A 26,428-nucleotide genomic window follows, 5' to 3' on the forward strand; every position below is an offset into this window, starting at 1 on the left:
TTTCTTTAATACCACAAACAATTCACTTTACTCCTATATATTAAAAATAATTTAAAAAACTGCTTTATAAAGTTTCAGCCTTAAGAATACGATCATAATCCTGTATTCCCTTGTTAGTATCCTTCCCTAAAATGCTCTGCTCATTGTGCTATATGTTAAACGGTTTGATTTTCCTTGAACCCTTCATTTCTTCCATGTCAAAATAAAGAAACGGAAAATCCAATCTATCGGCTTGATTGCCGTTTCGATTATACATTTAATATGAATAAATGCTAAAATACAGTATAGTGGACATTTCGTATTCTCAGAATGGCATCGATACAGGACAAAACGGCCCTCCACAAGATTTAAATGAGCGTTTTTCCCCATCACGGGAGCACGCACATTTCTTTCAAAGAAAGTGGATTCATTTTCTATTTATCCTTACAATAATGAAGAACGAATATCCATTTATCAATAAACGCATTTAGAGGAGTGACTAGCAGTTGAAAAGGATTTTCTCCGGCATTCAGCCATCCGGTTCCGTTACTTTAGGAAATTACATCGGAGCCATGAAACAATTCGTTAACTTACAAAATGAATATGAATGTTTCTTTTGTATTGTTGACCAGCATGCAATTACAGTTCCACAAGATCGCATTAAGTTAAGGAAAAACATTAAAACATTGGCCGCTTTATATTTGGCCATTGGTTTGGATCCTGAAAAGAATACCATCTTCATTCAATCAGAAGTACCTGCGCATGCTCAGGCAGGCTGGATTTTACAAAGTATATCCTATATTGGGGAACTTGAGAGAATGACGCAATTCAAGGACAAATCCGCTGGCAAAGAAGGGGTATCCGCAGCACTGCTTACATACCCGCCGTTAATGGCTGCCGATATTCTCCTTTATAGTACAGATGTGGTTCCTGTCGGGGAGGATCAAAGACAGCATCTTGAATTGACACGCGATTTGGCTGAACGGTTCAATAAAAAGCATAATGACATTTTTAAAATTCCGGAAATCAGCCTCCCTACAGAAGGGGCCCGTATCATGTCCCTTCAGGAACCAACCAAGAAAATGAGCAAATCTGATCCTAATAAAAAGGCAACGATTGCCTTATTGGATGATCCGAAGCAAATCGAAAAAAACATCAAAAGCGCAGTTACCGATTCGGAAGGTATTGTCCGTTATGATAAGGAAAACAAAGCGGGTGTTTCCAACCTGATGTCCATATACTCCATCTTCAGTGGAAAATCCTATTCAGAAATTGAAGAGATGTATGAAGGTAAAGGTTATGGTGACTTTAAAAGTGATTTGGCTGAGGTGGTTCTTGGGGAAATCCTACCAATCCAGGAACGCTTTAATGAATTGATCGATTCACCTGAATTGGATGAAATTCTGGACCGCGGTGCAGAAAAGGCGAATATTGAAGCCAATAAAATGATCAGAAAAATGTATAATGGCATGGGACTAGGCAGAAAGAGATAAAAAAAAGACGATCCTCATCGGATCGTCTTTTTTGTTCATAATATCGATGGGCTATCGCCAGCCTCCACTTGCCAAAGCTTTTCAAAAAAAGGCTGCCCCTTCACAAGGTTTTCACAAAGTTGAAGGTGCTTCTCCGACCAGCCTTCCTTCATTTCTTCATATAACTCAAGCCAAGCTATCTGAAAATCCATTTCTTGAATGTTTTCATATTTCTCAGGGGCCCATTCTGTATACCAATAACGGATTTCAGCAGTGTTTTTCGCAGTGAATAATTGGTCCATGGCCATGAATAACAATTGCTTAAGCTGTCTCTCTTTTCTTGTCAGACCGTTCATGAATAAGGGAGACGGCGACAAAATATGATATTCTTTCTCAGATGTAGGTTTTTCAGTAAAGGTGTAATCCATCTCATCATGGTTTTCTATCATGTCATAAACAATTTGTTCCTGCCGGGGAATTATTCTGCTTTTCCTGATCGGAATATGATAACCTATCGTATCAACAGCTAAAATTCCATTTCCATCAGTCACGATAAAACAATAGTCAAGCTGAATTCTTTCATGATTTTTCCTTGCATATGCTTTTTGATAAACATCATTGAGCAATGGCTTAGGTAATTCTGACAAGTCGTTCTCTATGTAGTGGAACAATGTTGAAGACACTTTCAACAAAGGAACTTGATCTAATAGTTCGATCCCGTCATCCTTCCTCCATTCATGAAAATGACAAATATTATAGCCGTTTTCTTCTCCTTCAAACCAGTTAACCCATACATCATGAAGATATAGCATCATTCATCCCTCACTTAAACAAATTTCTGTTTGTCAATCAGTATAGGCAGGAACCATACAATTTATTCCTATTCTAGAAAACAGATTAAGAAAAAAAGAACGTATATATTAACTCTTTTTTGATAAGAATTCTTCAGATTGGATAATAAATGATCTCTTCACAGAGAGTTCAAAATTTTTCACCAGGTAATAACCACTACAGTATCCAAGCATATATGGATATCCTTTCGTCCCAAGCAGAAGTGCATCATGAAGAGGGTCTGTACGTTTTATCTTGTGCTTTTCCTCTAAATGCCTGATCCAAAATTCCCGTAGTTTATCTTCCTGATATAACTTAGTCCAATTCGCTAAAAATTTTGCTCCTAAATATTTTTCCACCGTTCTTTCTGCCAGTCCTTCCATGATCATCGTATCCAGGAGAGTGTAGTCTTTTTGGTCCTTTTTCAAATGATGCAGACGGCAAACATGATGATATTCATGAATCAACAGGGCCTCCATTTCCTTTTCGGCCATCCCCTTGCCGTAAAAAAGGAATAGTTTATCTTTAAATGCCAACCCTGACTTCGTTTCAACTTTTTTATTCCATATTCCTGAAGACATAAGCGGAAAAATATATATGGGAACATCAGGCCCTCCCCAAAGCTTCTTATAAGCTGTAAACAAGCTTTCTGTTTTTTCCCATGCATTATTTTCTTTTAAATCTTCCCATATGAGTTTTGTTTTTTGATTCGGCGAATACATGCCATGCTTTAATAAATGATGATAAATCATGTCCGCATCAAGGATATTGTTGAATGTACTTTTAAGTCTTTCCATCATCCTGACCGGGCGGTTGAATTCCTTCTTCATCCATTCATCGGTTGAAATGACTCCCATTTCCCATACACCCCCGCTTCTTTTGACTATCGTATGATTTCAAGAAGGCGGTTGACACATTTTATATCCCTTGCATTTTCATTTTCCCTTAAAAATAAAAAGAGCAGATCCCAAAAGATCTGCCCTTCCTTCATAACTTATTTATACTTCTTGAAAAGAATGGTTGCGTTATGTCCACCGAATCCAAGTGAATTGCTTATGGCTACATTGATTTCGCCCTTCCTTGCTTGATTCGGAACATAGTCCAAATCACACTCAGGGTCTGGTGTTTCAATATTGATGGTTGGAGGCAAAATGCTGTCCCTTATTGCCTGAATCGTGAATATTGCTTCCACACCGCCAGCTGCCCCTAACATATGGCCTGTCATCGATTTAGTGGAACTTATTGCTAGTTTATTAGCATGGTCGCCAAAGACTTCTTTGACTGCCATCGTTTCGTATTTGTCATTGTATGGCGTACTCGTTCCGTGGGCATTCACATATTGGATGTCTTCCGGATTCAAACCTGCATCCTCAATTGCAATTTTCATTGCTCTTGCCCCGCCTTCTCCACCTGGTGCCGGAGCGGTAATATGGAAGGCATCTCCAGTTGAGCCATAACCAGCTATTTCAGCATAAATCTTGGCTCCTCTATTCAATGCATGTTCAAGATCTTCCAGAACGATAATTCCCGATCCTTCCCCAATTACGAAACCATCACGATTAAGATCAAAAGGACGGCTAGCCGTTTGTGGATCAGGATTGGTCGATAAAGCCGTATTTGCACAGAAACCTGCAACAGACATTTTCGTGATTGGCGCTTCTGCCCCGCCTGTGATCATGACATCGGCATCACCCCGTTGAATGGCTTTAAACGCATCTCCAATTGAATTTGTTCCTGTTGCACAGGCTGTTACCGTACATGAATTGATGCCTTTTGCACCCAGTAAGATAGAAACCTGGCCGGCTGCCATGTCCGGAATCATCATTGGAACGAAAAATGGGCTCACCCGCTTATATCCTCTGTTTAAAAAGTTTTCATGCTGTGTTTCAAGTGTCTCCAGCCCGCCGATACCCGAACCGATCCAGACCCCGACACGTGCAGCATTTTCATCGGTTATTTCCAGCTTGCTATCATTATATGCCATAACGGAAGCGGCAATTGCATAGTGGGTAAAACGGTCCATTTTGCGCGCTTCTTTACGATTTATATATGTCTCTATATCAAATTCCTTGATTTCAGCAGCCACTTTAACGGGGAATTCTTCAGCATTCAAACGAGTTAAAGGTCCTATTCCCGATTTCCCCTCGATTATATTCTTCCATCCAGTTTCTGCATCATTACCAACTGGAGAGATTGCTCCAATACCTGTTACAACTACACGGCGTTTAGTCATTAAAAATGGCTCCTTCCTATTTTTAAAGCACTTACGTTTTGCTTCTTCTTTTATTTACCCCACCTAAGAGCGATCGCTCCCCATGTAAGGCCACCACCAAAACCGACCATGACGATTAAGTCATTGTCCTTGATTCTACCCGCTTCCATTTCTTCCACAAGGGCAATTGGAATGGACGCTGATGAAGTATTTCCATATTTATGAATCGTTTTTGTCATTTTTTCAAGCGGGAGATCCAATCGTTCCCTTGACGCTTCCATGATGCGTATGTTTGCTTGATGCGGGACAAGCAGATCCACATCTTCTTTTGTCAAACCAGCTTTGTCCAATACACCCAGGCTGGATTCCCCCATCTGACGGACAGCAAATTTAAATACTTCACGTCCATTCATTTGAATGAAATCTCCTTCCTGTAATAAGTGCTTCCCACCTGTTCCATCTGCGCCTAATTCAAAGGAAAGGACTCCTTTGCCATCAGATACAGGTCCAAGTACAACTGCACCTGCTCCGTCACCAAAAAGTACAGCAGTGTTACGGTCTTCCCAATTGGTTACTTTCGAAAGTTTTTCAACACCGACAATCAACACATGCTTATATGCACCTGTCTTAATAAATTGCTGTGCCGTGATCATTCCATACATAAAACCAGCACATGCTGCACTTACATCCATTGCAGCTGCCTTCATAGCTCCCAATTTCTCTTGAATCATGCAAGCGACAGAAGGAAACGGCTGATCAGGTGTAACAGTTGCTACAAGAATTAAATCTATCTTTTCAGCAGAAATTTCCGCATTTTTCAATGCAGCTTTTGCGGCTTCATAAGCCATATCTGATGTATCAATATCATCATTTGCAATTCTTCTTTCCTCAATACCCGTCCTAGTCCGGATCCACTCGTCGGAAGTGTCCATAATTTTTTCTAAATCCGCATTTGTAACGATTTTTTCGGGTAAGTAGCGGCCAAGCCCTAATATTCCAGCATTCATCTTGCCATCCCCTTATATTTTAATGAGTTATTATAATCATCTATTATTACCTGGTACTAATTTTATATAAAAAAAGACTTCCTTGCAAGAGTTAACAGTTTGAAAAGCTAAAGAAATCTCTTTCAGAAGTCGGACGAGCGCCTATGCCAAGGGAATTTTAGGACATACATTATAAATAAAGGGAGTATAGGAGGTATTCATTGTGGACATCTTCAATCGCAACCGCGAAAGAAACCCGGATGATCATTTTTCGAATTTGATGTTTGGCAGGAAAGCTGAACCGGAACAAGAAGAGGAATCAAAGGTTGATTACATGCAATTGATGGAGAGCGTTGAAACATTGATGGACATATACAGTCAATACAAACCGACCATCGATAATATCGATCTGAACCCATTGATCGCCAAGTTCTTGAAAAAAGAGTAAAGAATCAAGGCTGCCCTTTAACCGGACAGCCTGCCTTTAATTAACGCTGTGCATCTTGTTTGCCAAGCTCATAAGCTTCTTGCATTACGCTTTTAAAGAGCTCCATGAATGGCTCTGCCATCTCCATTGAGAATGGAATCCCGCTTGCTTCAAGCTTCGCTTTAGCCTCTGGGAAGTATTTCATGGCGATTCCCATAAATTCAAGAGTTTTATCTGAACTCATTCGCGTTTCCCCCCTATCTTTTGAATATTCATCCAATTGATCATTGTGATGCCATATAAAGCTCAATATTATCATAATTCCACAACACCCTTTCGTAAAGGGCGCACATATAAAAACATGAATATCTTTTGAGGAAAATTCCTATCCTTGAACATTATAGTACAAGACATATAGATTAGAGGCAAATATACAGTTTTGCCCTTCCCTAATATCGAAAGCTATCGATTTCATGTTTGGTTATCGCTCTCCAAGTCAGTCTCGCTTTCTCCACTTTTTAAGTAAGTTTATTCGTTTATTATGTTTTCTTTGTAAAGCAATGCCTTCTTCTGGTTCCATTTTGCATTGCACTTCAAATATTGTTCCTTTATTGATTTTAGTTGTTGATTGGGAAGTGAATGAATCCATACTTTCACCAAATATCAACTTGGCACACTTATTCCAATGGTCATCTATACTGCTGCACAATTGGATGTCCCTATCGGAAGAGGAGGTAAGCACTGGTTCCAAAGCGTTAACAAAGTCTGTGATATAGAGAGCATCTCCGGTATATTCGGCAGCAATTGCCGCATTGATATCAGACTGTCCAAGCTGATTGATTCCAGATTCAAAGCTCATGTTTTCCGATTGCCAAGGTCCAAAAATCGTCGGTAAGAATATGATTTTTGCAGAATCTATTTCACGAATCGAGCTTAATATGGACTGAAATATACTGTCATCTTTTTCAATGGGCATGAAAAGAACGAAATTTGGCATTTCATCCTTGCCATTTTTGAATTTCTCAATGAAGGAAACTATTTCGCCTATCAGAAAATCGATTTTGTCCAATTTTCCACTTTGAATATCGTAAAGAGATATGAACACCGTGTCCTGCTGTGAAATATCCAATAATTTAAGTTTATTAATCGGGAAGTATATATAATTTGAATTCCTGCCTATTTCAAGTTCCTTTTCTTCCATAATATACTGACTTGCTTCGGAATCAGCCCAATCGATTCCGATTACTTCTTTACCTTGGTTCAAAAAATATTGAGTCACATAGAATCCTACAAATCGATAAGTGCCAATGACAATGTTCGTTTGCATAAATACAGCCTCCTCTTATGCCATCAAGCCCACTTTACCCGGCACGTCTAGTTTTTTTAGATGCTGTATCGTATGCAAACTATTGTAAAAATATATCACTTCTCATAAAATCTCTTCATTCTCATTGAAAAACTTTTGTATTTGATAAGGAATTTTATAACGTTTTTCGGGCAATATATACGTCAGTTGCAAATCTTCTTTCCTAGCCAGCTGGATTTGCCGATAAAGGGAGGCTTGCTCTTTCCGTAAGCTTCCAAAAACCTGAATCACTTTCATGGGGATATTCTTTGCGATAACTGAATCCTCAGTGTCCAGGATATGCTGTTCACATTCTGCCGGATCGAGCTCATATGCAGCAGCAACCTCTGACAGCCACTTTTTATAGAAGAACTTGTTTTCCTTTTCTTTCTCAAGTTGTGCTTTCAAAGAAAAAACCGGATCAATCAATACAACAGACCGAATTTTACTTCCAAGTTCATTCATTAGCTTTAGGGCAAGTAGTGCGCCTGTCCCCTCTGCCAATATATGAACCCTTTGATTGACTATTTCTTTTTTCATGAAAAGAATATATAGGTTAAGGGAAAGGTCCAGTGCTTTAGGACTGCCCCAGTTGGCTCCGTGAAAATTGGATGAAAATAGCGTGTATCCGTATTCCTTTAAATATTCCAATATTTGCAGCCTGCCAGGATGCTGCAACCAAAAGCTGCTGTCTTTTTCGACAAAATGACTACGGTCTCCAATTACCATTACGGAAAAACCACTGGGCCGCTCTGGATAATAGATGATATTCCATTGGTCATCAATTTGAAAAGTTCGCTGTTCCATCGTTCAAACTCCTTTAAGGAATATTACTACTATATTAATTTATGAAGAAATATAGAAAGGGTAAGTGGAAACACCTAACTTTTTATCCTAAATTAACCAAGCATGGACGATTTTTGTTTTTATTTTCCTCTTTGAGTTCCCATTTGAAGTTTGGAACCAACTTGTCTGCCGGAAAAAGTTCTCTTATGATTTAATGTATTGGATTATTTAAAGGTTATTATTAAAAACACGTTTTAACTGTATATTAATTATGGTAAGATAAAAATGAATGTAGTGGAATGAGGTGAAATTCGATGCGTTATGCTTGGGCAATTTTTTGGGTATTCTTATTAATGCATATGACTGTATATGTTGTTTCTTCCATGATCGGAGTTTCATACGATGCTGCGCAGGGAACGATTTTAGGATTAGCTGCTGCTATCCTGATTTGTATCGTCCCTGCTATCTTGCCTGCCGGGCCAGCTAAAGACTCTCATCAACATTAAGAAGCAAAAAAGGACATCCTTTTTAGGATGTCCTTTTTGTTATACCGTACTCTGCTTATGTGTAAACTACATTTCATCGTTTTTATATAAGGACCAATTCATCATGATCATGATCAATCGTGATTCCTTCTTTAAGCTCAACATTACCAGCTATGATTTTACGGGCGATTTTCGTTTCCAGATGCTTTTGGATGAACCGCTTCAGCGGTCTTGCTCCATATACTGGGTCATATCCCTGGTCCGCAATGAATTCCTTTGCCGCTTCTGTGACGTTCAGGACTATATTTTGTTCAGTTAACCTTACCTGTAATTGATGAACCATTTTATCCACGATTTCAACGATTTCTTGTTTCGTCAGAGGTTTGAATAAAACAATGTCATCAACGCGATTTAAAAATTCGGGACGGAAATGGCCTCTTAATTCTTTAAAGACCTGATCTTTTATTTCTTCTTCAATGCCACCATCCTCCCGGTTGGACTGCAATAAGAAATGGGAACCGATATTGGAAGTCATGATGATCACCGTATTTTTACAGTTGATTGTTCTGCCTTGGGAGTCTGTTATCCTTCCATCATCCAACATCTGCAGCAAAATATTGAAGACTTCCGGATGTGCCTTTTCAATTTCATCTAATAATATGACTGAGTATGGGTTTCTCCTGACAGCCTCAGTAAGTTGGCCCCCTTCCTCAAATCCAACATATCCAGGAGGTGCACCAACAAGGCGGGACACGGAATGTTTCTCCATATATTCCGACATATCGATTCGAATCATATGTTCCTCACTATCGAATAACGTTTCTGCCAAAGCTTTTACCAATTCGGTTTTACCGACACCAGTCGGCCCAAGAAAAATGAATGAACCGATTGGTCTATTTGGATCTTTAATTCCCGCCCTTGCTCTTAAAACGGCATCGGATACGAGTTCCACCGCTTCTCCTTGACCTATTACGCGTTCATGCAGGATATCAGATAGGCGAAGCAGCTTCTCCCTTTCGCTTTCCACTAACTTGCTTATCGGAATCCCGGTCCACCTTGCAACAATCGAGGCAATTTCCTCCTCCGTTACTTCCTGGCGAAGCAATCGTGATTCCTGTTTTTCCTTTTCCAATTCGTCTTCCATGGTTTCCAATTCTTTTTGAAGCTGCGGAATCCTTCCATGCCGAAGTTCAGCTGCCCGGTTAAGGTCATAGTCATTCTCTGCCTGTTCCAGTTCATGACGCAGTTTCTCAAGCTCTTCACGTTTATCCTGCACCTTCTGAAGTGCTGATTTCTCCATTTGCCATTTTGATTTCATGCTATTCGCTTGATCCTGAAGTTCTGATAGTTCTTTTTGAAGTACTTCCAGCCTTGCCTTGCTTTGAGGGTCCTCCTCATTTTTCAGGGCCGCTTCTTCAATTTCAAGTTGCATGACTTTTCTCGTGATTTCATCCAGCTCGGATGGCATTGAATCGATTTCCATTCGGATCATCGCACATGCTTCATCCACAAGATCTATCGCTTTATCCGGTAAAAACCGCTCCGTTATATATCGGTTCGAAAGGACAGAAGCCGCAACGATTGCCCGATCATGTATCCTGACGCCATGGTGAATTTCAAACCGTTCCTTTAATCCCCGCAAAATTGAAATCGTATCTTCCACATCCGGTTCAGGAACCAGAACCTGTTGGAAACGGCGTTCCAGAGCCGGGTCCTTTTCAATATATTGCCGATATTCATCAAGAGTCGTTGCACCGATACAATGCAGCTCACCGCGCGCAAGCATCGGCTTTAACATATTTCCGGCATCAAGTGCGCCATCCGTTCTTCCTGCACCGACAATTGTGTGTAATTCATCAATGAATAAAAGAATTTTACCGTCACTCTTCTTGATCTCGCTCAACACCGCTTTTAGCCGTTCCTCAAACTCACCGCGGAATTTGGCCCCTGCGACAAGTGCACTCATATCTAGTGAAAAAACGGTCTTATCCTTTAAACCTTCCGGCACATCCTTCCTGACGATCCTTTGTGCCAACCCCTCGACAATTGCTGTTTTACCTACTCCAGGTTCTCCTATTAATACAGGATTATTTTTCGTTTTACGTGAAAGGATCCGGATGACGTTACGGATTTCCGTATCTCGGCCGATTACTGGATCTACCTTCCCCGACTTAACCTCAGCAACGAGATCTCTGCCGTATTTTTTCAGTACTTCATAAGTGCTTTCAGGATTTTGACTAGTCACTCGCTGATTCCCCCTTATATCGTTTATAACCCGTTTTGCTTTGTCATAATCAATTCCATATGATGAAAAAAGCCTGTTTACATTCGTTTTATTGACCTGCAACGACGCAAGCAGTATATGTTCGACAGATAAATATTCATCCTCCCACATTTGCATTTCCTTTTCGGCAGCCGTCAAAATTTGCTGTAGGGAGGTTGACATGTAAACCTGGGAAACACTCCCGCTCACTTCCGGTAATCGATCCAGTTCCTTATTTAGCTCTATATCAAATAGATTCATCGGTTGACCAGATTCCGATAGAATCCTGATTAATAAACTTTCATCCTGTTCCATTAAGGCCTTTAATAAATGCAGCTCCGTCAACTCGGGATTCCCTCTATCTTTGGCTAGTTCCTGGCCGCCAATGAACGCCTGTTGGGTTCTCTCCGTCATATTGTTAATATCCATTTTTATAAACCTCCCATTCATCTATATCATGAACGAATCACCACTCGGTTTGACCAACTTTGACCTTTATATTTTCATTATACTTCTAATTTTCCCCATGTAAAGGAAAGTTATAAAAAAGGCAGGAGGTATGGAGGATTAACGGAAAAAACCTTTCTTCAAATTGAAGAAAGGCAGACCTATTTGTAAAATGTATAAACTCCCTGATTTGGATGTAACAAAATGGCTTATGCTTTTACGGCCGTTTTATTATAACCATGGAATTCATCGACGAATTGGAAATCTTTATCCGTGCGTCCTGCAAGGATCGTATCTCTGAGCAGGATGCCTGCATCGGTCGTATTGTGGATGATTTCCCCCCACATTCTTGCACTCGTTTGAACATTAGCTGTACGTGGAATACGTTCCTCTTGATATTCCAAAAATGCCCGTTCAATGTCATTCCCATGCATATGAAGCATATCTGACAAATAAGCTGCATCTTCTAAAGCCTGGCAAGCCCCTTGTGCCAAGTATTGAAGCATCGGATGTGCCGCATCGCCCGTAAGCGTAACCCTTCCTTTAGTCCAATTATCAATTGGTAACCGGTCATACATCGGCCAGCGGCGTTGCCTTTGAATGAATGAAATCGCATTCTGAACAAGTTCACATGTTCCGGCAAATACACTGTCCATTTCTTCCGGGGTTCCCCATTGATCAGTTTTTTCATTTTCTTCCGTGTATTGAGAACTTTTGAACACCACTACTTGGTTGTAAAGTTCCCCCCTTCTAACCGGGTATTGAACAAGATGAAGGTTTGGCCCAATCCACATATATACATCATCTAAATCTCCATGGCTTGTAACCTCTTCCATCGGAATCGCTCCCCTGTATGCAACATATTGAGAGCAGATCGGTTGATCTTCCACAAAAAGTTTCCGTGCCTTGGACCATAATCCATCGGCTCCAATGACAGCAGTTCCTGAATGTTTAGACCCGTTAGAAGCAGTAACCGTAACTTCACCTTCATTTTCTACTGTTTCAATAATGGTTTGATTCGTAACCAGTTCAATATACGGGTTATTTTCACAGGCTTCAGCCAGTACTTTATGCAAATCGGAACGATGCAAGACAACATACGGCGCTCCATATCTTTCTTTATAAACATCACCTAAATCCAAAGCGGAAAGCTCTTTGCCGGAAAAGGCATCCATCAGCACCAACCTTTTTGGAAATACTGCAATTTCATTGATTTTATCCATGACGCCTAAACGCTGCAATACATTGGTGGCATTTGCTGCAAGCTGAATCCCTGCACCAATTTCCCCAAATTCAGGAGCTTGTTCAAGGACCTTTACATACTGTTTAGTTTCTGCGATTCCTAAAGCAGTTGCCAATCCGCCAATTCCCCCACCGATAACTATGAATGGTTTTTTTTCTGTGCTCATCATCAATTCCCCCTATATTAGTTGCTGTTAGCCAATGTTGCGGACCAATGCCACAGTAAGCGTTTTCATTCGGCTGGCATTCCATATATTCATAAGGAGCAAGCTGAAGTTCCAAACAGATTACTTTTAAACCAAAACAGGCTTGAATTCACTTTCAACCTTTTGGTAACCATTGTTTGCGTCTAATGCCTGTTGCTGTTCCAAATCGAATCTCTCCATTATTGGTAGGTCGTTTACCGAGAATAAGTAAGAATCCGCTTCTGCAACGTGCTCATGCCATGCCCAATTCGGAACGACGAAATAATCTCCCTTGGTCCAATCAAAACGCACTCCATTAATAACTGTATAGCCTGATCCTTGGTGCACTTGATAAATTGTGGAATGGGTATGGCGATGTGCCTTTGTATGGAAACCCTTAGGAAGTTTCTGCATCCATGCCCCCATCGTCGGATTGGCAGTTTGGCCATTTGATGGATTGATATATTCCACGGCGAAACCTTCATATGGGTCCGGCTCGAAATTCATTAATCCTTCTATCGCTGCTTTTGTGCCTTTCCACTTGTAATTGGCAAGCGGTGCCACTTGTGAATAACGGTCGGATACTGGACGGACCATTCCGCCTTGATAACGGAGCTCTGAAAAATTATCCGGACGTTTAGGCGTTTCAATCCGATCTGGATATGGTTCAAAGAAAGTGCCACCTATGGAATAGATGGTTGGGATATCAAGGGCATCCATCCAAATCATTGGTTTTTCGCCAACATGTCCATGACCATGCCATAGGTTTTTAGGCGTGATCAAGAAATCTCCTTCTTCCATGAATATCCTTTCTCCCTGCACGATGGAGTAGGCACCTTCACCATTCGTAATGAAACGAAGTGCACTTTGGGAGTGACGGTGAGAAGGTGCCACTTCACCTGGCAATAATAGCTGAACTGCTGCATAAAGCGTTTGTGTCGTCGAAGCCCATCCCCAAGGCTGGCGATAAGTGAGGCCAGGGTTTTGAAAATAAATGGCCCTGCGCTCCCCTCCCCGGTCAGGTGTGAAGATTTCAGCCGCTTCCATCAATTTTTTTGTCAAAAGCTCTTCTTTCCATAAATAAGCATGTGCATGAGGTTTAGGTTCATGGTCCATCAAAGCGGGAATGGCTTCCCACAGTGGCCCAAGGTTATACTGCTGAATATCCTTTGTAAAATCTTTTACGATTGAACTGTCCATGTATTCTGATTTTTCAGCCATATTTATCCCTGCTTTCTTTTTTATCTTTCCTCACTGGATTTTAGAAAGATTTCGCTTAATTTGATCATAGTGTCCTGAAACATGCTCATCGATGAAGTGATCGACAATATAAGAAACTGGTTTGTTTCCGAATTTAGCGAAATTCCGGTGTGGCGATTCTTTGGATAGTGTTTCTTCATCAAGATCCCCGAGACTGCTCTCCACTTTATATTTAAGCTCCTCCACTTGCTTCATGACATCATCAACAGCGATTTTGTCAATATCGGTAACTGCTGCCAATCGGGCTGGATCTTGCAATCCACGCCCCCATTTGGCTCCAGGCATCGCTATTACAGTTTCCACTTCACCTAACCAATAAGGAATGGCCTCAGCTAAATGGGAAAGTATCTGCATGATTGACCATTCATCATCTGCCGGCTTAAATCTGATCGTTTCTTCCGGTAGGTTTGTCACTGTCTCAAGAATGTGGTCGATTGATTGTTGAACCGATTGAATTGATGTCCCGATTTCCTGATAAGCCATTTTATTTTCCCTCCCCGACACGTCGCACACGGTTTTCAAGATAACCTATTTTGTCGATTTCGATTTTGACAACATCACCATCTTTTAAGAACACTTGTGGGTCACGGGCTACTCCTACCCCACCAGGTGTTCCTGTGAGTACGATGTCACCTGGTTCAAGAGTCATTAAATTCGATAAAAATTCAACTAAATACTTCACATCGAATACGAAGTTGGCTGTATTCGTTTTTTGGCGTTCTTCACCATTTACCGTTAATCGGACATTTAAGCCAGATGGATCGGATAGTTCATCGGAAGTGACTAACCAAGGCCCCATCGGAGCACTTCCTTCAACCGTTTTCCCTTGAAGCCACTCAAGTGTACGCCGTTGGATATCGCGGTATGTTACATCATTCGCAATTGTATAACCAGCCACATAATCAAGAGCATCTTCTTTAGATACATTACGTGCCCTTTGTCCGACTACAAAAGCGAATTCCGCTTCATAATCCAGTTGTTCAGAGATTGGGAAGAACGGTATATCATCCTGGGGACCAATTACTGTATTAGCGAACTTTGCGAATACCACAGGGAACGGCGGCAGTTCACGACCCATTTCAGCAATGTGCTCACGGTAGTTATGTCCTACACAAATAATTTTGCCTGGCTTTTGGACAGGTGCCTCAAGCTTTATATTTTCAATTTCATGCACCAATTTATGTCTGAAGGAATCACGATTGTTCAATGCGTAATCCGCTGCCTTTTTCGCGATGGAAAGGCTTTCATTCCCTCCCTGTAAAAACGCCTCCATTGTTGCAGGGACATACGCTTCAGCGATTTGTTCACTGCGAAGTTTCCCTTCGCTTTCAAGTAGAGCTTGATAGGCATAGTTCAAGTCAACTATTACATTATTCGGGTAAATTGCACCAATACGTTTATATCCTTGACTGCTGAATGTTACTAGTTTCATATTTCATTCTCCTTTATTTCATCTAGATTTTTTTAAAAACCAATCTTTGATGCCACTATCCTATTCTGCTGGATTCACTTCACAAACTATCCTATTCTGCTGGATTCACTTCACAAACCAGCATTTGGATGGCTATACACTCATCACTTTCACTTATAGATAACTTTGTTCACTATTTATATAAATAGTAACTTAATTTTCGGAATATTGTCAAGGAAGTATTGCGAATTTTTGTGCAAAAGTTATCATCTACACCATTATGAGTACTTCGGGATCAGCTGAATTTTTTTATTTAAAAGGAAAGTATATTGATAGCTTCAAGCAGACGGCGGTTTTTCGTGTTAAATTCCATTTATATTTTACAGATTCTGATATACTAGACCTAAATTAAAACAGATTAGGGAGATTGACTTATGGAAATCGTAAAATCCGGTTCGACGATTCAATCATTACAAATAGGGATGAGCATCATAGATTTACTTGCTTCCCAAAGGACTCCTTTAAGATTCTCTGATATTCAAGAATTAACGGAAATAACGAAAAGTAACCTCTATAAGTATTTGAATACTTTGACTCAGCTTGAGTTGCTATATCGCGATAAGACAACCGGTATGTATCACCTTGGGAGCAAACTGATTCAATACGGCATGGCAGCAATAGGAAATGAGGATGTCACGAGCAGAATAACTCCTTACTTACAGGAAATCAGTCACCATACTTCTTGCACAGTCCTTTTTTCCGTTTGGACATACGATGGACCAATCACGGCGAAAATTTGGAATTCCAACCAAAACTTAAACATCGGGGCACAGTTAGGTACACGTCTTCCCCCATCATCCTCATCCGGAAAGGTATTCACTGTTTTTCAGGATCCTTCCTTGACAGCCGAATGGATTGAAAAAGATCGTAATGTTACAGGCTCTTTCCTTAAAGAAACGGATGAATATCATGAAATTCGGAAATACAAAATAGCTTTTGCCAAAGAGCCTCTTGTACCTTCTGTTTCCTCCATGTCCATTCCGGTTTTTAATTATAATTCAGAATTGTTGGGAGCGATCACTGCCGTTGGGTTCACCGAAAGCATTCCAGATCATTATGAAGATCCCTTAAGCGACTATTTAAGAAAGAGCTGTTTGGAAATCTCGAAAATATTCGGTTATTCCTTTGAATAGAAAAAGCAGGAAAAAGGATGGCGATCATTCCTTTTTCCTGCTTTTAGATGTTTCATGGCTTCCGCTTATATGTCCAAATCCGGTTATGATTGGATGTTTCAGGAAAAGAATCCCCTGCATCAAGCTTTACCATTTTCGGATTCACTACCGTGCTGCCCGTTTCACCGATTTCTACGTAGGTCCCATTATTAGGTGCCTTCTGACCTGGCTTAAATTGGCGATTTTGCCCCATAGATTTCACCCCTTTTACATGCTTTCCCCGTTATTATTACCAGTATCCTTACATTCATGTCAGAAAAATTAAGAACATACAGGAAAGCGGCTTGAATCAAAAAGTGCCTGCTCAGGGAGCAGGCGTTTTTTTGTTATGACATTAAATCCACCAGAACCGCCTTTTGGGCATGCAGACGATTTCCAGCTTGGTGGAAAACGACGGAATTAGGTCCATCGATGACTTCAGCCGTTACCTCTTCTTCCCTGTGCGCAGGCAGGCAATGCATGAATAAATAATCCTCTTTAGCAAGTTTTACAAGTTCACCATTGATTTGGTAATCTTTAAAAGCTTCTAAGCGGATACTATTCTCGATTTCCTGCCCCATGGAGGTCCATACATCGGAATAGACGATATCCGCATCTTTTATGGCTTCCGATGCTGAGGTTGTCACCACAATTTCACTGCCAGTCTCTTCTGCCACTTTTTGGGCATAGGCGACGACCTTTTCATCAGGTTTGTAGGCCTCAGGACACCCGATGGAAAAATCCATTCCCATTTTTGCACAGCCTACCATCAATGAATTGGCAACATTATTGCCATCACCGATATAACTCATCTTCAAGCCTTTTAGCTGCCCTTTTATCTCGATGATCGTCAAGAAGTCAGCAAGCACCTGACAAGGATGTGCAAGATCTGTTAACCCATTTATGACTGGGATAGATGCATTTTCTGACAATTCCAGAATCTTTTCATGCTCGAAGGTACGAATCATGATGCCATCAATGTATTCAGAAAGGACCTTTGCGGTATCGGAAATGGTTTCACCACGTCCAATTTGCAAGTCATTTCCACTTAGGAACAACGCGTGACCGCCAAGCTGCATCATGCCTACCTCAAAAGAAACACGGGTACGGGTAGACGATTTTTCAAAGATCATCCCCAGCGTTTTCCCTTTTAAAGGCGTATAATCTTCACCAGCTCGCATTTTGCCTTTAATGGTCTGCGCCAGTTTTAACAAATCTGCAATTGCCGTTGGTGCAGACTCTTTCATGGTCAAAAAATCTTTTCCATTTAAAATCTTCGCTTGTGTCGGTGCAGTCATTGAACTCATACGTGTGACACTCCTTTCGAATATGGTACAAGCCATTCCTGTAGCGAGGTAACCCCTGGATCAGCACGTTCTGCCGATTTTAGATAGGCTTTGAAAGTCTCTTCTTCCGTAAATGCAAGCAGTCGGTATTTCGCTGCAAGTAACCTTAGCTTCTTATCTTCTTCCGTTGTTCCATATGCCAAGACGACCGCCGCATTTCCTTCATTTAACCATTTATCAAATTCTGAATTCCCCAATGTCAAACCTGCTTCTTTGATTTGCACTAACAACTCTTCACTTAATTGGACCGATTCTGATTGATAAACTCCTGTAGTATGTTTAGATTTTTGAGCATGGAATACTTTTGTCAACGCTTCATTTACCGTTTCTCCAATGGCGATTCCTTCACCTGTTGATTTCATTTCCGGACCTACCTTCGAATCAAGTCCGCTTAGTGCAAATGTAGAGAATACCGGATATTTGACGACAGCATATGGAATTTCTTCCATTAAACCCGTTTTATCGAACACATTCGACAATGAATATTTCCCGAGCAATATTTTTGTCGCTATTTGCACCAAGGATACATCGGTCACTTTACTGATGATTGGAATTGTCCGGCTGGCGCGAGGATTCACTTCCAATACATATACACTATTTCCCTCTATCACAAATTGGATGTTCATGAGTCCTTTATATCCAAGTTCCTTGACTAGTTTTTTAGCATAAAGGGTCATTTTATCTTTGATATCATCCGTCAAGGATTGAGCTGGCAATAATGCCATGCTATCCCCTGAATGGACGCCTGCTTTCTCTATATGTTCAGCAATGATGGGAATGTATACATCGTTTCCATCCGCAATCAAATCGATTTCGGCTTCCTTCCCTGGAATATAGGAATCGATCAGCACGGGATATACAAGTGCCGATCCATTTGAGATTCTATTCAATAAGCTTTCCTTGGAGCGGATGATTTCCATTCCCTGGCCGCCAATTACATAGGATGGGCGTAAGAGCACTGGAAAACCGATTGCCTCTGCACTGGCAATTAATTGTCCTTCACCATTAGCCATTGAACCAGGTACATGGGGGATATCAAGTTTTTGAAGAAGCTGATAAAAACGATCACGGTCTTCCAATTGATCAAGTGTATCGAATGTAGTCCCCAACAAATTGACACCGTATTCTTCCAGGCCTTTTGCCAGGTTTATCGCAGTCTGCCCACCGAATTGGACGATAACATCTTCAATATCTTCCGCTTCTATTACATTCAGAACATATTCAAGAATTAAAGGTTCGAAATATAGGCGGTCTGCCGTCGCAAAATCCGTGCTGACCGTTTCCGGGTTATTATTGATCATGATCGTTTCGACATTTTCATCCTGGAGTGCATAAACACCGTGAACCGAACAGTAATCAAATTCTATTCCCTGTCCGATGCGGATCGGGCCGCTGCCAATCATCAACACTTTCTTTTTAGCCGTTTTTTTCTGTTCGTTCTCACCAAAATAGGTGGAATAATGATAGTTCGTATGTGATTCGAACTCGGCTGCACATGTATCAACCGTTTTGTATACAGCAGTTACGCCCAGTGATTTCCGATGTGCTCTCACTTCCATTTCATTTACTTTCCATACAGAAGCAAGATAGCGATCTGAAAAGCCTTTTTCCTTGTAGGATTGAAGTTCTTCCCTTGTTACCAGATCGATTTCCTTAGCTTCAATTTCCAATTCGTTTTGGATCAATGTAGCAAAGGATTTAAGGAAGAAATAATCTATGGCTGTCGCTTCATGGATTTCTTCAATCGTCACGCCTTTTCTAAGCATTTCAAAAATGACAAAGATTCGTTCATCAGATTTTTCGGCAAGCTTTCCCCAAAGTTCAGGAACCGTTTTATTTTTCAGCGATGATAGCTGCAGCCCAATCGTTTTCAATTCCAAAGAATCGACGGCCTTTTGGACTCCCCCCTCAAAGCTGCGGTGTAAAGCCATCACTTCACCAGTCGCCTTCATCTGTGTTCCCAATTTGCGGTTTGCGCTCGTGAATTTATCGAATGGCCACCTCGGGAACTTCACAGCTACATAGTCAAGAGCAGGTTCGAAACTTGAATAAGTGCTTTTCGTTACTGGATTGATGAGCTCCGATAAATTGTAGCCGACAGCGAGCTTGGCAGCTATGCGGGCTATGGGATAACCTGTTGCTTTGGAAGCTAGTGCCGATGAACGGCTGACGCGCGGGTTTACTTCTATTAAATAATATTGCTTGCTATTCGGATCAAGTGCAAATTGAATGTTACAGCCGCCAATGATACCTAAAGCAGAAATGATTTTAATGGAAGCGGCACGCAGCATCTGAAACTCATCGTCCGATAAAGTCTGTGATGGTGCCACGACGATCGAATCACCTGTATGAATCCCAACCGGATCGATATTTTCCATATTACAGATGGTGATGCACGTATTGTTGCCATCTCGCATAACTTCATATTCTACTTCCTTATAACCAGCTATGCTTCTTTCAATCAAGCATTGTGTTATCGGGCTTTCTTGCAGCCCGCCCCGTACAAGTTCCTTAAAGGTGTCAAGTGAATCAGCAATTCCACCGCCAGTTCCGCCAAGTGTATAAGCGGGACGAACGATAATGGGGAAACCGATTTTGTCGGCAAATGCCAACGCTTCTTCAAGTGTATGAACAATTGTACTATCGGGAACAGGTTCACCTATTTCAAACATCAACTCACGGAACAGTTCACGATCCTCCCCTTTTTTGATCGAGTCGATCGGAGTTCCCAATAATTTGACTTTATATTTTTCAAGTACTCCGGCATCATCCAATTGATAAGCAAGATTCAATCCTGTTTGACCGCCTAATGTAGCGAGCAGGCCATCCGGCTTTTCCTTGGAAATGATCTTTTCCAAAACATCAACCGTTAAAGGTTCGAAATAGACAGCATCCGCATTCATATCATCAGTCATGATCGTTGCAGGATTGTTGTTGACCAGTATGACTTTATATCCTTCTTCCTTTAAAGCAAGGCAGGCCTGTGTACCTGCATAATCGAATTCGGCGGCCTGCCCGATGACAATCGGCCCCGAACCAATCACTAAAATGGTCTGTATCGTGTCGTCCTTAGGCATAAGCTTTTTCTCTCCCGCTATAATCATTTATCATTTGTAAAAAATCGTTGAATAGTAATGAACTCTCGATAGGTCCTGGATTTGCCTCTGGGTGGTATTGGGTAGTGAAGATTGGCAAGTCTTCATGCATGAGACCCTCAACCGTGTTATCATTCACGTTTCTGAATCTCACTTGCAGCGATGTTCCTTGTAAGCTCGGTTCATCAACCTCATAACTATGATTCTGCGAACTCATATACACCTTTTTCGTTTTCAAATCGACCACGGGCTGATTCGCACCGCGATGTCCAAACAGCATTTTCTTTGTATTTCCGCCTAGGGCAAGGGCCGTTAATTGATGACCGAGGCAAATGCCCATCGTTGGAAAATTCGTAATGATCTTTTTAATGTTTCCTAAAAGGTATTCAAGCTGTTTTGGATCCCCAGGCCCATTTGAAAGCAAAATTCCATCTGGCTTCAAGTCCTTTATTTGTTCGAATTCAGTATCGAATGGTACGACAGAGACTCGGCAGCCTTGCTCGACCAATGAGTCCAATATGGATTTTTTATAGCCGAAATCCATCATTACCACATGCTTGTCGCCTTCCCCAAAGCACTCGACAACCTTTGTGGATACCTCAGCAACGTGGGCTGATAAACCATTTAGTCCGGGTAAGACAGTGTATTTTTCTTCCGCTGTGATGACTGCCTGCATGGAACCTTCCTGTCTTATATTCTTAACGACCGCTCTTGTGTCAACATGGCTTAAAAGAGGAATGTTCCACTTGTCTAAATATTCACCAAGTGAATATTTAGCTTGATAATGGGAATGGCTCATATTCCCTTCATATACAATCACACCGGCAACATGCGGCTTCTTACTTTCAAAATCATGTTCATTGATTCCATAATTTCCGATCAGTGGGTATGTGAAGATGACAATCTGGTCCTTATATGAAGGATCTGTCAACACTTCTTGATATCCGGTCATTCCTGTGAAAAAGACAATCTCTCCAGTGATTGTTTTTTCAGTCGATTGAGTCAGCAGTTCCCCTTCAAAGACGGAACCATTCTCTAAATATAGATAGCTTTTCATGATTTCCACCTCTTTAGATGATGTATATTTATATATACGATAGCATAATTATTCATTTCATTCCATAAAAATTCAATAAATTTAGATAGTTTGTTTTATTGCCAATACTTTTTTAATTTTTTTTATCGCCATATCGATCTCCGATTCGGTAACTGTCAGGGATGGGAGTAAACGAATCACTTTAGGACCTGCGCTCAAGACAAGTAAGCCCTCTTCTTGCAGTTCCATTAAAAACACCTGGACATCTTGTTTACATTCAATTCCGACCATCATCCCCAGACCGCGAATCTCTTTCACTTCTTCCATGTCCTTCAATGCTTTTGCCAATTCGCTTTCAAGGTATTCGGCCTTTTTAACGGTTTCTTTTAAAAACCCTGATTGGAAAATTTCCTTTAACACGGCTTCGGCTGCCGAGACACTAACGGGATTACCTCCAAAAGTGGATCCATGACTTCCAGGGTTAAAGAACTCAGATAGCGCTTCCTTCCCAATCATCGCCCCGATTGGCAAGCCATTTCCCAGCCCCTTTGCTGTAGTGATGATGTCCGGTTGGATATTGAAATGCTGGAATGCAAATGGTTTGCCTGTACGTCCTATTCCAGTCTGAATTTCATCTATGATAAGGAGAGCTCCGTGTTTTTGACATTGTTTTTGAATTGTGTCCAGATATGATTGCTGTACAACATGGATGCCGCCTTCTCCTTGAACAATTTCAATCATGACAGCTGCCGTATTTTCATCGATGGCTGCAGTCATGGCGTCATTATCATTAAATGGAACATAGTCGAACGAAGCTAGCATCGGTCCGAAACCAGTCTTGATTTTTTCCTGCCCCGTTGCAGCCATCGTTGCAAACGTACGGCCATGGAAAGACTGCTGACATGTGACAATTTTGCTTTTCCCGGTAGCTTTACGTGCTAGTTTGATAGCTGCCTCATTCGCCTCGGCACCGCTGTTGGCAAAGAACACCTGACTTAAATCAGAGGCATCAGCCAGCATTTTTGCCGTCCGTTCCTGTAGGGAACTTTGAAACATGTTCGATACATGCCAATATTTATTAAGCTGTTCCGTGACGGCCGATTTTACCAACTCATGACAATGTCCAAGATTCAAAACCCCGATTCCGGATGTGAAATCCAGATACTCTTTACCTGCTATACTCGTAATCTTCAATCCTGACGCTGTTGTTGGCTCAATGTTCCACCTTGCATATGTTGGAAATATATTACTCATTGAAATACCCCTTCTTCCTGAAGAAATTTCGTACCGATGAATTGTCCGCCTTGATAAAAATGATCTTTCCCACTAACGATCATCACTTCTTCAATCCCTTTATTCAACACCGACAACGCTGTAGTGACTTTCGGGATCATTCCCCCATGGATGCTTCCATCCTTTATTAAATTCTTCGTTTCCGTTTCTTTCAATCTCTCAATGATCTGCCCATTTTTCAAGACCCCTTTAACATCGGTCACAAATAAACACATATCGGCCGATAGTGCCTTCGCTACAGATCCTGCAGCCATATCCGCATTTACATTTAATTTAGTGCCTTCTTCGGTTGTTGAAATGGGCGTCAATACCGGACAATAACCTTTTTCGAATAGAAGTCCGAATAATTCCGTATTGACTCGTTGTATTTCACCAACAGCTCCAAGTTTCTTTTCATCGATATAATCACCTGTAAGAATTCCACCGTCAGAGCCATTTAAACCAATTGCCTTGATGCCGTGGGATTCCAATTTATGAACGAGGCTGCGGTTCGATTTGCCTGCCAGCATAAGTTCCACAATTCCCAGCACTTCTGTGGTCGTTTTTCTTAATCCATCTTCAAATACTGGATCAATTTCAAATTTTTCAAGCATTGAATTTATATCAGGGCCGCCTCCATGCACAAAGACAATATGGTACCCGCTGTTTTGTAACTCTTTAACACTATTGAAAAATGAATCCGATAACTCATTAATGATGCTGCCGCCGCACTTTATGACTAATATGTCCATACTTTTCACCTCTTAAGAACGATAGCTCCCGTTTATTTTCACATAATCATAGGTTAAATCGCAGCCCCATGCCGTACCTGATTCATTACCATCTTTCAAATAAACATTAATGATGATACATTCATTCTCCAAGTATGCTTTGGCTTCTACCTCAGAAAACATTATCGGCTCTCCATCATTAAGCACGACGATATCACCAAAAACGATCGTTGTTTGATCCGGATTGAATTCCACTCCGCTTCTTCCCATTGCAGCAATGATTCTTCCCCAGTTTGCATCCGCTCCAAAAGCCGCCGTTTTCACTAAATTCGACCCAACGATCGTCTTCGCCATCATCTGTGAATCTGCCTTCGTTGGCATGCCATGAACATTCACTTCTATCAGTTTTGTGGCGCCTTCTCCGTCTTTTGCAATTTGTTTGGCGAGTTTTTCGGCAGTTTGTTTTAATAATTCAAGGAAAATGGACCATTCAGGATGGTCAGGTGTCAAAGGTTCATTGTTCGCTTCTCCATTCGCGAGCACTAACACCATATCGTTCGTTGAACAATCACCATCAACCGTGATTTGATTGAATGTATCATTTGTAATGGAGGAAAGTGCTTGCTGTAGATCATCCGGTTCAATTACAGCATCCGTCGTAATGAAACCAAGCATTGTGGCCATGTTTGGATGAATCATTCCCGACCCCTTCGCAGCACCGCCCATTTTCACGGTTTTTCCGTCAATAATGGTTTCATAACCACAGCTCTTCGTTACAAGATCCGTTGTTAAAATGGCTGTACCAAAAGCTTCAGCAGCTTCAGGTGTATTTTCTGGCTGCAATGACTCTATGCCTTTTTTTACTTTTTCCATTTCCATGAATTCACCTATGACTCCCGTTGAAGCCACTGCAAATGAATGGTCCTCCAAACCGAACTTTTGAGCCGCAAGCTTCCTCATTTCATTTGCATCTTTTAAACCCTGTTCACCTGTACAAGCATTCGCACACGCACTATTCACTACAATGCCGTGAAGTTTTCCATTAACGGCAATGCTATCTTTCGTTACATTGATTGGAGCGGCTTGAACTACATTTTGTGTATAAACCGCCGCGGCTGATGCTGGGACATCCGTTAAAATGATGCCAATGTCCTTTTTGGAATAGCGTAATCCTGCATGTACACCTGACGCTTTGAACCCTTGGGGCATTAAAATGTTCCCTTCTTGAATTTGTTTGATTTCTTCAACTGGCTGTAAAGTTTTCATTATTTCCCTCCAAAGTTTACGGATATAGCGGACTGTTCCATAGTCCCGCCGTTTCTTCTAGTCCCATTAATATATTTGCATTTTGTATGGCCTGCCCTGCAGCACCCTTCACTAAATTATCAATAACTGAAACCACCGTCACCTTACCTGTTCTTTCATCATAATCAACTCCAATGTCGCAAAAGTTCGATCCATATACTTGTTTCGTTGATGGAAAGCGATCAAGGGGCTGTATTCGGACAAATGGGTGGTTCTCGTAAACGGTTTCGTATAAATCCTTTAATTCAACATTTGAGGTTTCCCGATTTACCTTTATATACATCGTCGCCATAATCCCTCTTGTCATTGGAACAAGATGGGTATTGAAGGTAATCGGCTGTAGACCTGTTGACCATCTCCCAAGTTGTTGTTCGATTTCCGGTATGTGCTGATGTTGATTTACCTTATATATCTTAAAGTTCTCATTCATTTCACTATAATGGGTGACTGCCGAGGGTGATTTACCCGCCCCGGATACCCCGGATTTTGCATCGATGATCACATCGGCAGCTGTTCCGGCCAATCCTTCAGTGAATAAAGGGGCAAGCCCTAATAGTGATGCGGTTGGATAGCACCCTGGATTTGCAATAATCGCTGCTTTTTTTATTGCTTCGGCATTCCATTCAGACAATCCGTATACGGCTTCTTCAATAATGTGCCGAGGCGCCTCTGGTTTTTTATACCAATGTTCATATTCACCTGGAGTTTGAAGCCTGAGGTCACCTGATAGGTCGATTACTTTAATGTCGAGGTCAGAAAATTCCGAAATCATTTGCGAGGAAACACCAGAAGGAGTTGCAAGGAATACAATTTCAGATTTTTTTGCAATCGCCTCCGGGACAATTTCTTCTAATTTGTCTTTCATATGCATTAAATGTGCATTTTCTTCAGATAAACTTCGGCCAAATTGGGAAGACGTATGCAATGATTTTATTTTTAATTGCGGATGATTATTCAAGAATCTTATTAGTTCCATTCCCCCATAGCCCGTTGCACCTACTATTGATACGTTCATAAAACCATCTCCTATAATTTCAGGTCCCTGTCATTCTTTGATTCTATTATTATAAGACTGAATAAAAATAAAATCAAATGTATTTT

At 41.1% G+C, this 26,428-nt stretch carries 24 protein-coding genes; 4 read left to right on the forward strand and 20 right to left on the reverse strand.

The window, feature by feature from the left end:
* The first annotated feature begins 485 nt into the window (after positions 1–485).
* Positions 486–1,472 (forward strand): tryptophan--tRNA ligase, encoded by a 987-nt coding sequence (trpS, locus tag ACFRAK_RS13880; RefSeq protein ID WP_098371292.1) that lies wholly within the window; start codon positions 486–488, stop codon positions 1,470–1,472.
* A 35-nt stretch (positions 1,473–1,507) separates the two neighbouring features.
* On the opposite strand, the gene ACFRAK_RS13885 is transcribed toward trpS, so the two are convergent.
* The 4 genes from ACFRAK_RS13885 to ACFRAK_RS13900 form a co-directional block, all read right to left on the reverse strand.
* Positions 1,508–2,263 (reverse strand): YjbA family protein, encoded by a 756-nt coding sequence (locus tag ACFRAK_RS13885; RefSeq protein ID WP_192208171.1) that lies wholly within the window; start codon positions 2,261–2,263, stop codon positions 1,508–1,510.
* A 108-nt stretch (positions 2,264–2,371) separates the two neighbouring features.
* The gene (locus ACFRAK_RS13890; protein WP_387596246.1) at positions 2,372–3,139 is read right to left on the reverse strand and encodes a DUF2268 domain-containing putative Zn-dependent protease; all 768 of its coding nucleotides are present in this window, start codon (positions 3,137–3,139) and stop codon (positions 2,372–2,374) included.
* A gap of 137 nt (positions 3,140–3,276) precedes the next feature.
* Complete coding sequence (gene fabF / locus ACFRAK_RS13895; RefSeq protein ID WP_192203708.1) at positions 3,277–4,515, reverse strand: beta-ketoacyl-ACP synthase II; 1,239 nt, start codon at positions 4,513–4,515, stop codon at positions 3,277–3,279.
* Between the two features lie 50 nt (positions 4,516–4,565).
* Positions 4,566–5,501 (reverse strand): beta-ketoacyl-ACP synthase III, encoded by a 936-nt coding sequence (locus tag ACFRAK_RS13900; RefSeq protein WP_260284000.1) that lies wholly within the window; start codon positions 5,499–5,501, stop codon positions 4,566–4,568.
* A 202-nt stretch (positions 5,502–5,703) separates the two neighbouring features.
* On the opposite strand from ACFRAK_RS13900, the gene ACFRAK_RS13905 reads away from it, so the two are divergent.
* Entirely contained in the window at positions 5,704–5,928 is a 225-nt protein-coding gene (locus ACFRAK_RS13905; RefSeq protein ID WP_387596251.1) for a hypothetical protein, read from the forward strand.
* A gap of 40 nt (positions 5,929–5,968) precedes the next feature.
* Here the strand turns inward: ACFRAK_RS13905 and ACFRAK_RS13910 are convergent, their stop codons facing one another.
* The 3 genes from ACFRAK_RS13910 to ACFRAK_RS13920 form a co-directional block, all read right to left on the reverse strand.
* Complete coding sequence (locus tag ACFRAK_RS13910) at positions 5,969–6,151, reverse strand: ComZ family protein (RefSeq protein ID WP_034314525.1); 183 nt, start codon at positions 6,149–6,151, stop codon at positions 5,969–5,971.
* 252 nt (positions 6,152–6,403) lie between these two features.
* Complete coding sequence (locus ACFRAK_RS13915; RefSeq protein WP_387596254.1) at positions 6,404–7,234, reverse strand: Rossmann-fold NAD(P)-binding domain-containing protein; 831 nt, start codon at positions 7,232–7,234, stop codon at positions 6,404–6,406.
* A 102-nt stretch (positions 7,235–7,336) separates the two neighbouring features.
* Complete coding sequence (locus tag ACFRAK_RS13920) at positions 7,337–8,059, reverse strand: alpha/beta fold hydrolase (protein WP_387705833.1); 723 nt, start codon at positions 8,057–8,059, stop codon at positions 7,337–7,339.
* 293 nt (positions 8,060–8,352) lie between these two features.
* Between ACFRAK_RS13920 and ACFRAK_RS13925 the strand changes: the two genes are divergently transcribed.
* Positions 8,353–8,544, forward strand: a complete 192-nt coding sequence (locus tag ACFRAK_RS13925; RefSeq protein ID WP_387596260.1) for a YjzD family protein — start codon at positions 8,353–8,355, stop codon at positions 8,542–8,544.
* An 82-nt stretch (positions 8,545–8,626) separates the two neighbouring features.
* On the opposite strand, the gene clpB is transcribed toward ACFRAK_RS13925, so the two are convergent.
* From clpB to ACFRAK_RS13950, 5 genes are all read right to left on the reverse strand, one after another.
* Entirely contained in the window at positions 8,627–11,215 is a 2,589-nt protein-coding gene (gene clpB / locus ACFRAK_RS13930; protein ID WP_387596263.1) for an ATP-dependent chaperone ClpB, read from the reverse strand.
* 227 nt (positions 11,216–11,442) lie between these two features.
* A complete protein-coding gene (locus tag ACFRAK_RS13935) occupies positions 11,443–12,642 on the reverse strand; it encodes an FAD-dependent monooxygenase (protein ID WP_387596266.1) in 1,200 nt (399 codons plus the stop codon).
* Between the two features lie 126 nt (positions 12,643–12,768).
* Positions 12,769–13,881, reverse strand: coding sequence for a cupin domain-containing protein (locus ACFRAK_RS13940; RefSeq protein WP_387596269.1), 1,113 nt, complete (start codon positions 13,879–13,881; stop codon positions 12,769–12,771).
* 30 nt (positions 13,882–13,911) lie between these two features.
* Positions 13,912–14,403, reverse strand: a complete 492-nt coding sequence (locus ACFRAK_RS13945; protein WP_387596272.1) for a DinB family protein — start codon at positions 14,401–14,403, stop codon at positions 13,912–13,914.
* Between the two features lies 1 nt (position 14,404).
* Positions 14,405–15,352: a fumarylacetoacetate hydrolase family protein gene (locus ACFRAK_RS13950; protein ID WP_394571886.1), complete on the reverse strand. Its 948-nt coding sequence runs from the start codon at positions 15,350–15,352 to the stop codon at positions 14,405–14,407.
* 413 nt (positions 15,353–15,765) lie between these two features.
* Here ACFRAK_RS13950 and ACFRAK_RS13955 point away from each other — a divergent pair, with 413 nt between their 5' ends.
* A complete protein-coding gene (locus ACFRAK_RS13955) occupies positions 15,766–16,524 on the forward strand; it encodes an IclR family transcriptional regulator (protein WP_260283990.1) in 759 nt (252 codons plus the stop codon).
* 52 nt (positions 16,525–16,576) lie between these two features.
* On the opposite strand, the gene ACFRAK_RS13960 is transcribed toward ACFRAK_RS13955, so the two are convergent.
* From ACFRAK_RS13960 to argC, 8 genes are all read right to left on the reverse strand, one after another.
* Positions 16,577–16,756, reverse strand: coding sequence for a YjzC family protein (locus ACFRAK_RS13960; protein ID WP_034314546.1), 180 nt, complete (start codon positions 16,754–16,756; stop codon positions 16,577–16,579).
* Between the two features lie 133 nt (positions 16,757–16,889).
* Positions 16,890–17,849: an ornithine carbamoyltransferase gene (gene argF, locus ACFRAK_RS13965; RefSeq protein ID WP_387596280.1), complete on the reverse strand. Its 960-nt coding sequence runs from the start codon at positions 17,847–17,849 to the stop codon at positions 16,890–16,892.
* Complete coding sequence (locus ACFRAK_RS13970; RefSeq protein ID WP_394571887.1) at positions 17,846–20,965, reverse strand: carbamoyl-phosphate synthase (glutamine-hydrolyzing) large subunit; 3,120 nt, start codon at positions 20,963–20,965, stop codon at positions 17,846–17,848. Before ACFRAK_RS13970 ends, argF begins: the two co-directional genes overlap by 4 nt.
* Complete coding sequence (locus ACFRAK_RS13975; RefSeq protein WP_387596286.1) at positions 20,958–22,040, reverse strand: carbamoyl phosphate synthase small subunit; 1,083 nt, start codon at positions 22,038–22,040, stop codon at positions 20,958–20,960. Before ACFRAK_RS13975 ends, ACFRAK_RS13970 begins: the two co-directional genes overlap by 8 nt.
* A gap of 81 nt (positions 22,041–22,121) precedes the next feature.
* Entirely contained in the window at positions 22,122–23,273 is a 1,152-nt protein-coding gene (locus ACFRAK_RS13980) for an acetylornithine transaminase (protein ID WP_387596289.1), read from the reverse strand.
* Complete coding sequence (argB, locus tag ACFRAK_RS13985; protein WP_387705824.1) at positions 23,270–24,043, reverse strand: acetylglutamate kinase; 774 nt, start codon at positions 24,041–24,043, stop codon at positions 23,270–23,272. The genes ACFRAK_RS13980 and argB overlap by 4 nt, the downstream gene beginning before the upstream one ends.
* A 12-nt stretch (positions 24,044–24,055) precedes the next feature.
* Complete coding sequence (gene argJ / locus ACFRAK_RS13990; RefSeq protein ID WP_394571888.1) at positions 24,056–25,288, reverse strand: bifunctional ornithine acetyltransferase/N-acetylglutamate synthase; 1,233 nt, start codon at positions 25,286–25,288, stop codon at positions 24,056–24,058.
* A 16-nt stretch (positions 25,289–25,304) separates the two neighbouring features.
* A complete protein-coding gene (gene argC, locus ACFRAK_RS13995) occupies positions 25,305–26,342 on the reverse strand; it encodes an N-acetyl-gamma-glutamyl-phosphate reductase (RefSeq protein ID WP_387706484.1) in 1,038 nt (345 codons plus the stop codon).
* Between the last annotated feature and the right edge of the window lie 86 nt (positions 26,343–26,428).

The organism is Peribacillus sp. NPDC056705 (assembly GCF_043656335.1).

Bases quoted from the DNA above. Each gene is read 5' to 3' on its own strand.
- ACFRAK_RS13960 (WP_034314546.1), bottom strand. From the start codon at position 16,756: ATGGGGCAAAATCGCCAATTTAAGCCAGGTCAGAAGGCACCTAATAAT.
- argB (WP_387705824.1), bottom strand. From the start codon at position 24,043: ATGGACATATTAGTCATAAAGTGCGGCGGCAGCATCATTAATGAGTTA.
- ACFRAK_RS13970 (WP_394571887.1), bottom strand. From the start codon at position 20,965: ATGCCTAAGGACGACACGATACAGACCATTTTAGTGATTGGTTCGGGG.
- ACFRAK_RS13885 (WP_192208171.1), bottom strand. From the start codon at position 2,263: ATGCTATATCTTCATGATGTATGGGTTAACTGGTTTGAAGGAGAAGAA.
- argJ (WP_394571888.1), bottom strand. From the start codon at position 25,288: ATGAAAACTTTACAGCCAGTTGAAGAAATCAAACAAATTCAAGAAGGG.
- clpB (WP_387596263.1), bottom strand. From the start codon at position 11,215: ATGGATATTAACAATATGACGGAGAGAACCCAACAGGCGTTCATTGGC.
- ACFRAK_RS13950 (WP_394571886.1), bottom strand. From the start codon at position 15,352: ATGAAACTAGTAACATTCAGCAGTCAAGGATATAAACGTATTGGTGCA.
- ACFRAK_RS13910 (WP_034314525.1), bottom strand. From the start codon at position 6,151: ATGAGTTCAGATAAAACTCTTGAATTTATGGGAATCGCCATGAAATAC.
- ACFRAK_RS13975 (WP_387596286.1), bottom strand. From the start codon at position 22,040: ATGAAAAGCTATCTATATTTAGAGAATGGTTCCGTCTTTGAAGGGGAA.
- fabF (WP_192203708.1), bottom strand. From the start codon at position 4,515: ATGACTAAACGCCGTGTAGTTGTAACAGGTATTGGAGCAATCTCTCCA.
- ACFRAK_RS13980 (WP_387596289.1), bottom strand. From the start codon at position 23,273: ATGAGTAATATATTTCCAACATATGCAAGGTGGAACATTGAGCCAACA.
- ACFRAK_RS13915 (WP_387596254.1), bottom strand. From the start codon at position 7,234: ATGCAAACGAACATTGTCATTGGCACTTATCGATTTGTAGGATTCTAT.
- argF (WP_387596280.1), bottom strand. From the start codon at position 17,849: ATGAGTTCAATGACTGCACCGACACAAGCGAAGATTTTAAATGGAAAA.
- ACFRAK_RS13955 (WP_260283990.1), top strand. From the start codon at position 15,766: ATGGAAATCGTAAAATCCGGTTCGACGATTCAATCATTACAAATAGGG.
- ACFRAK_RS13925 (WP_387596260.1), top strand. From the start codon at position 8,353: ATGCGTTATGCTTGGGCAATTTTTTGGGTATTCTTATTAATGCATATG.
- ACFRAK_RS13890 (WP_387596246.1), bottom strand. From the start codon at position 3,139: ATGGGAGTCATTTCAACCGATGAATGGATGAAGAAGGAATTCAACCGC.
- ACFRAK_RS13935 (WP_387596266.1), bottom strand. From the start codon at position 12,642: ATGAGCACAGAAAAAAAACCATTCATAGTTATCGGTGGGGGAATTGGC.
- ACFRAK_RS13920 (WP_387705833.1), bottom strand. From the start codon at position 8,059: ATGGAACAGCGAACTTTTCAAATTGATGACCAATGGAATATCATCTAT.
- ACFRAK_RS13900 (WP_260284000.1), bottom strand. From the start codon at position 5,501: ATGAATGCTGGAATATTAGGGCTTGGCCGCTACTTACCCGAAAAAATC.
- ACFRAK_RS13940 (WP_387596269.1), bottom strand. From the start codon at position 13,881: ATGGCTGAAAAATCAGAATACATGGACAGTTCAATCGTAAAAGATTTT.
- argC (WP_387706484.1), bottom strand. From the start codon at position 26,342: ATGAACGTATCAATAGTAGGTGCAACGGGCTATGGGGGAATGGAACTA.
- ACFRAK_RS13945 (WP_387596272.1), bottom strand. From the start codon at position 14,403: ATGGCTTATCAGGAAATCGGGACATCAATTCAATCGGTTCAACAATCA.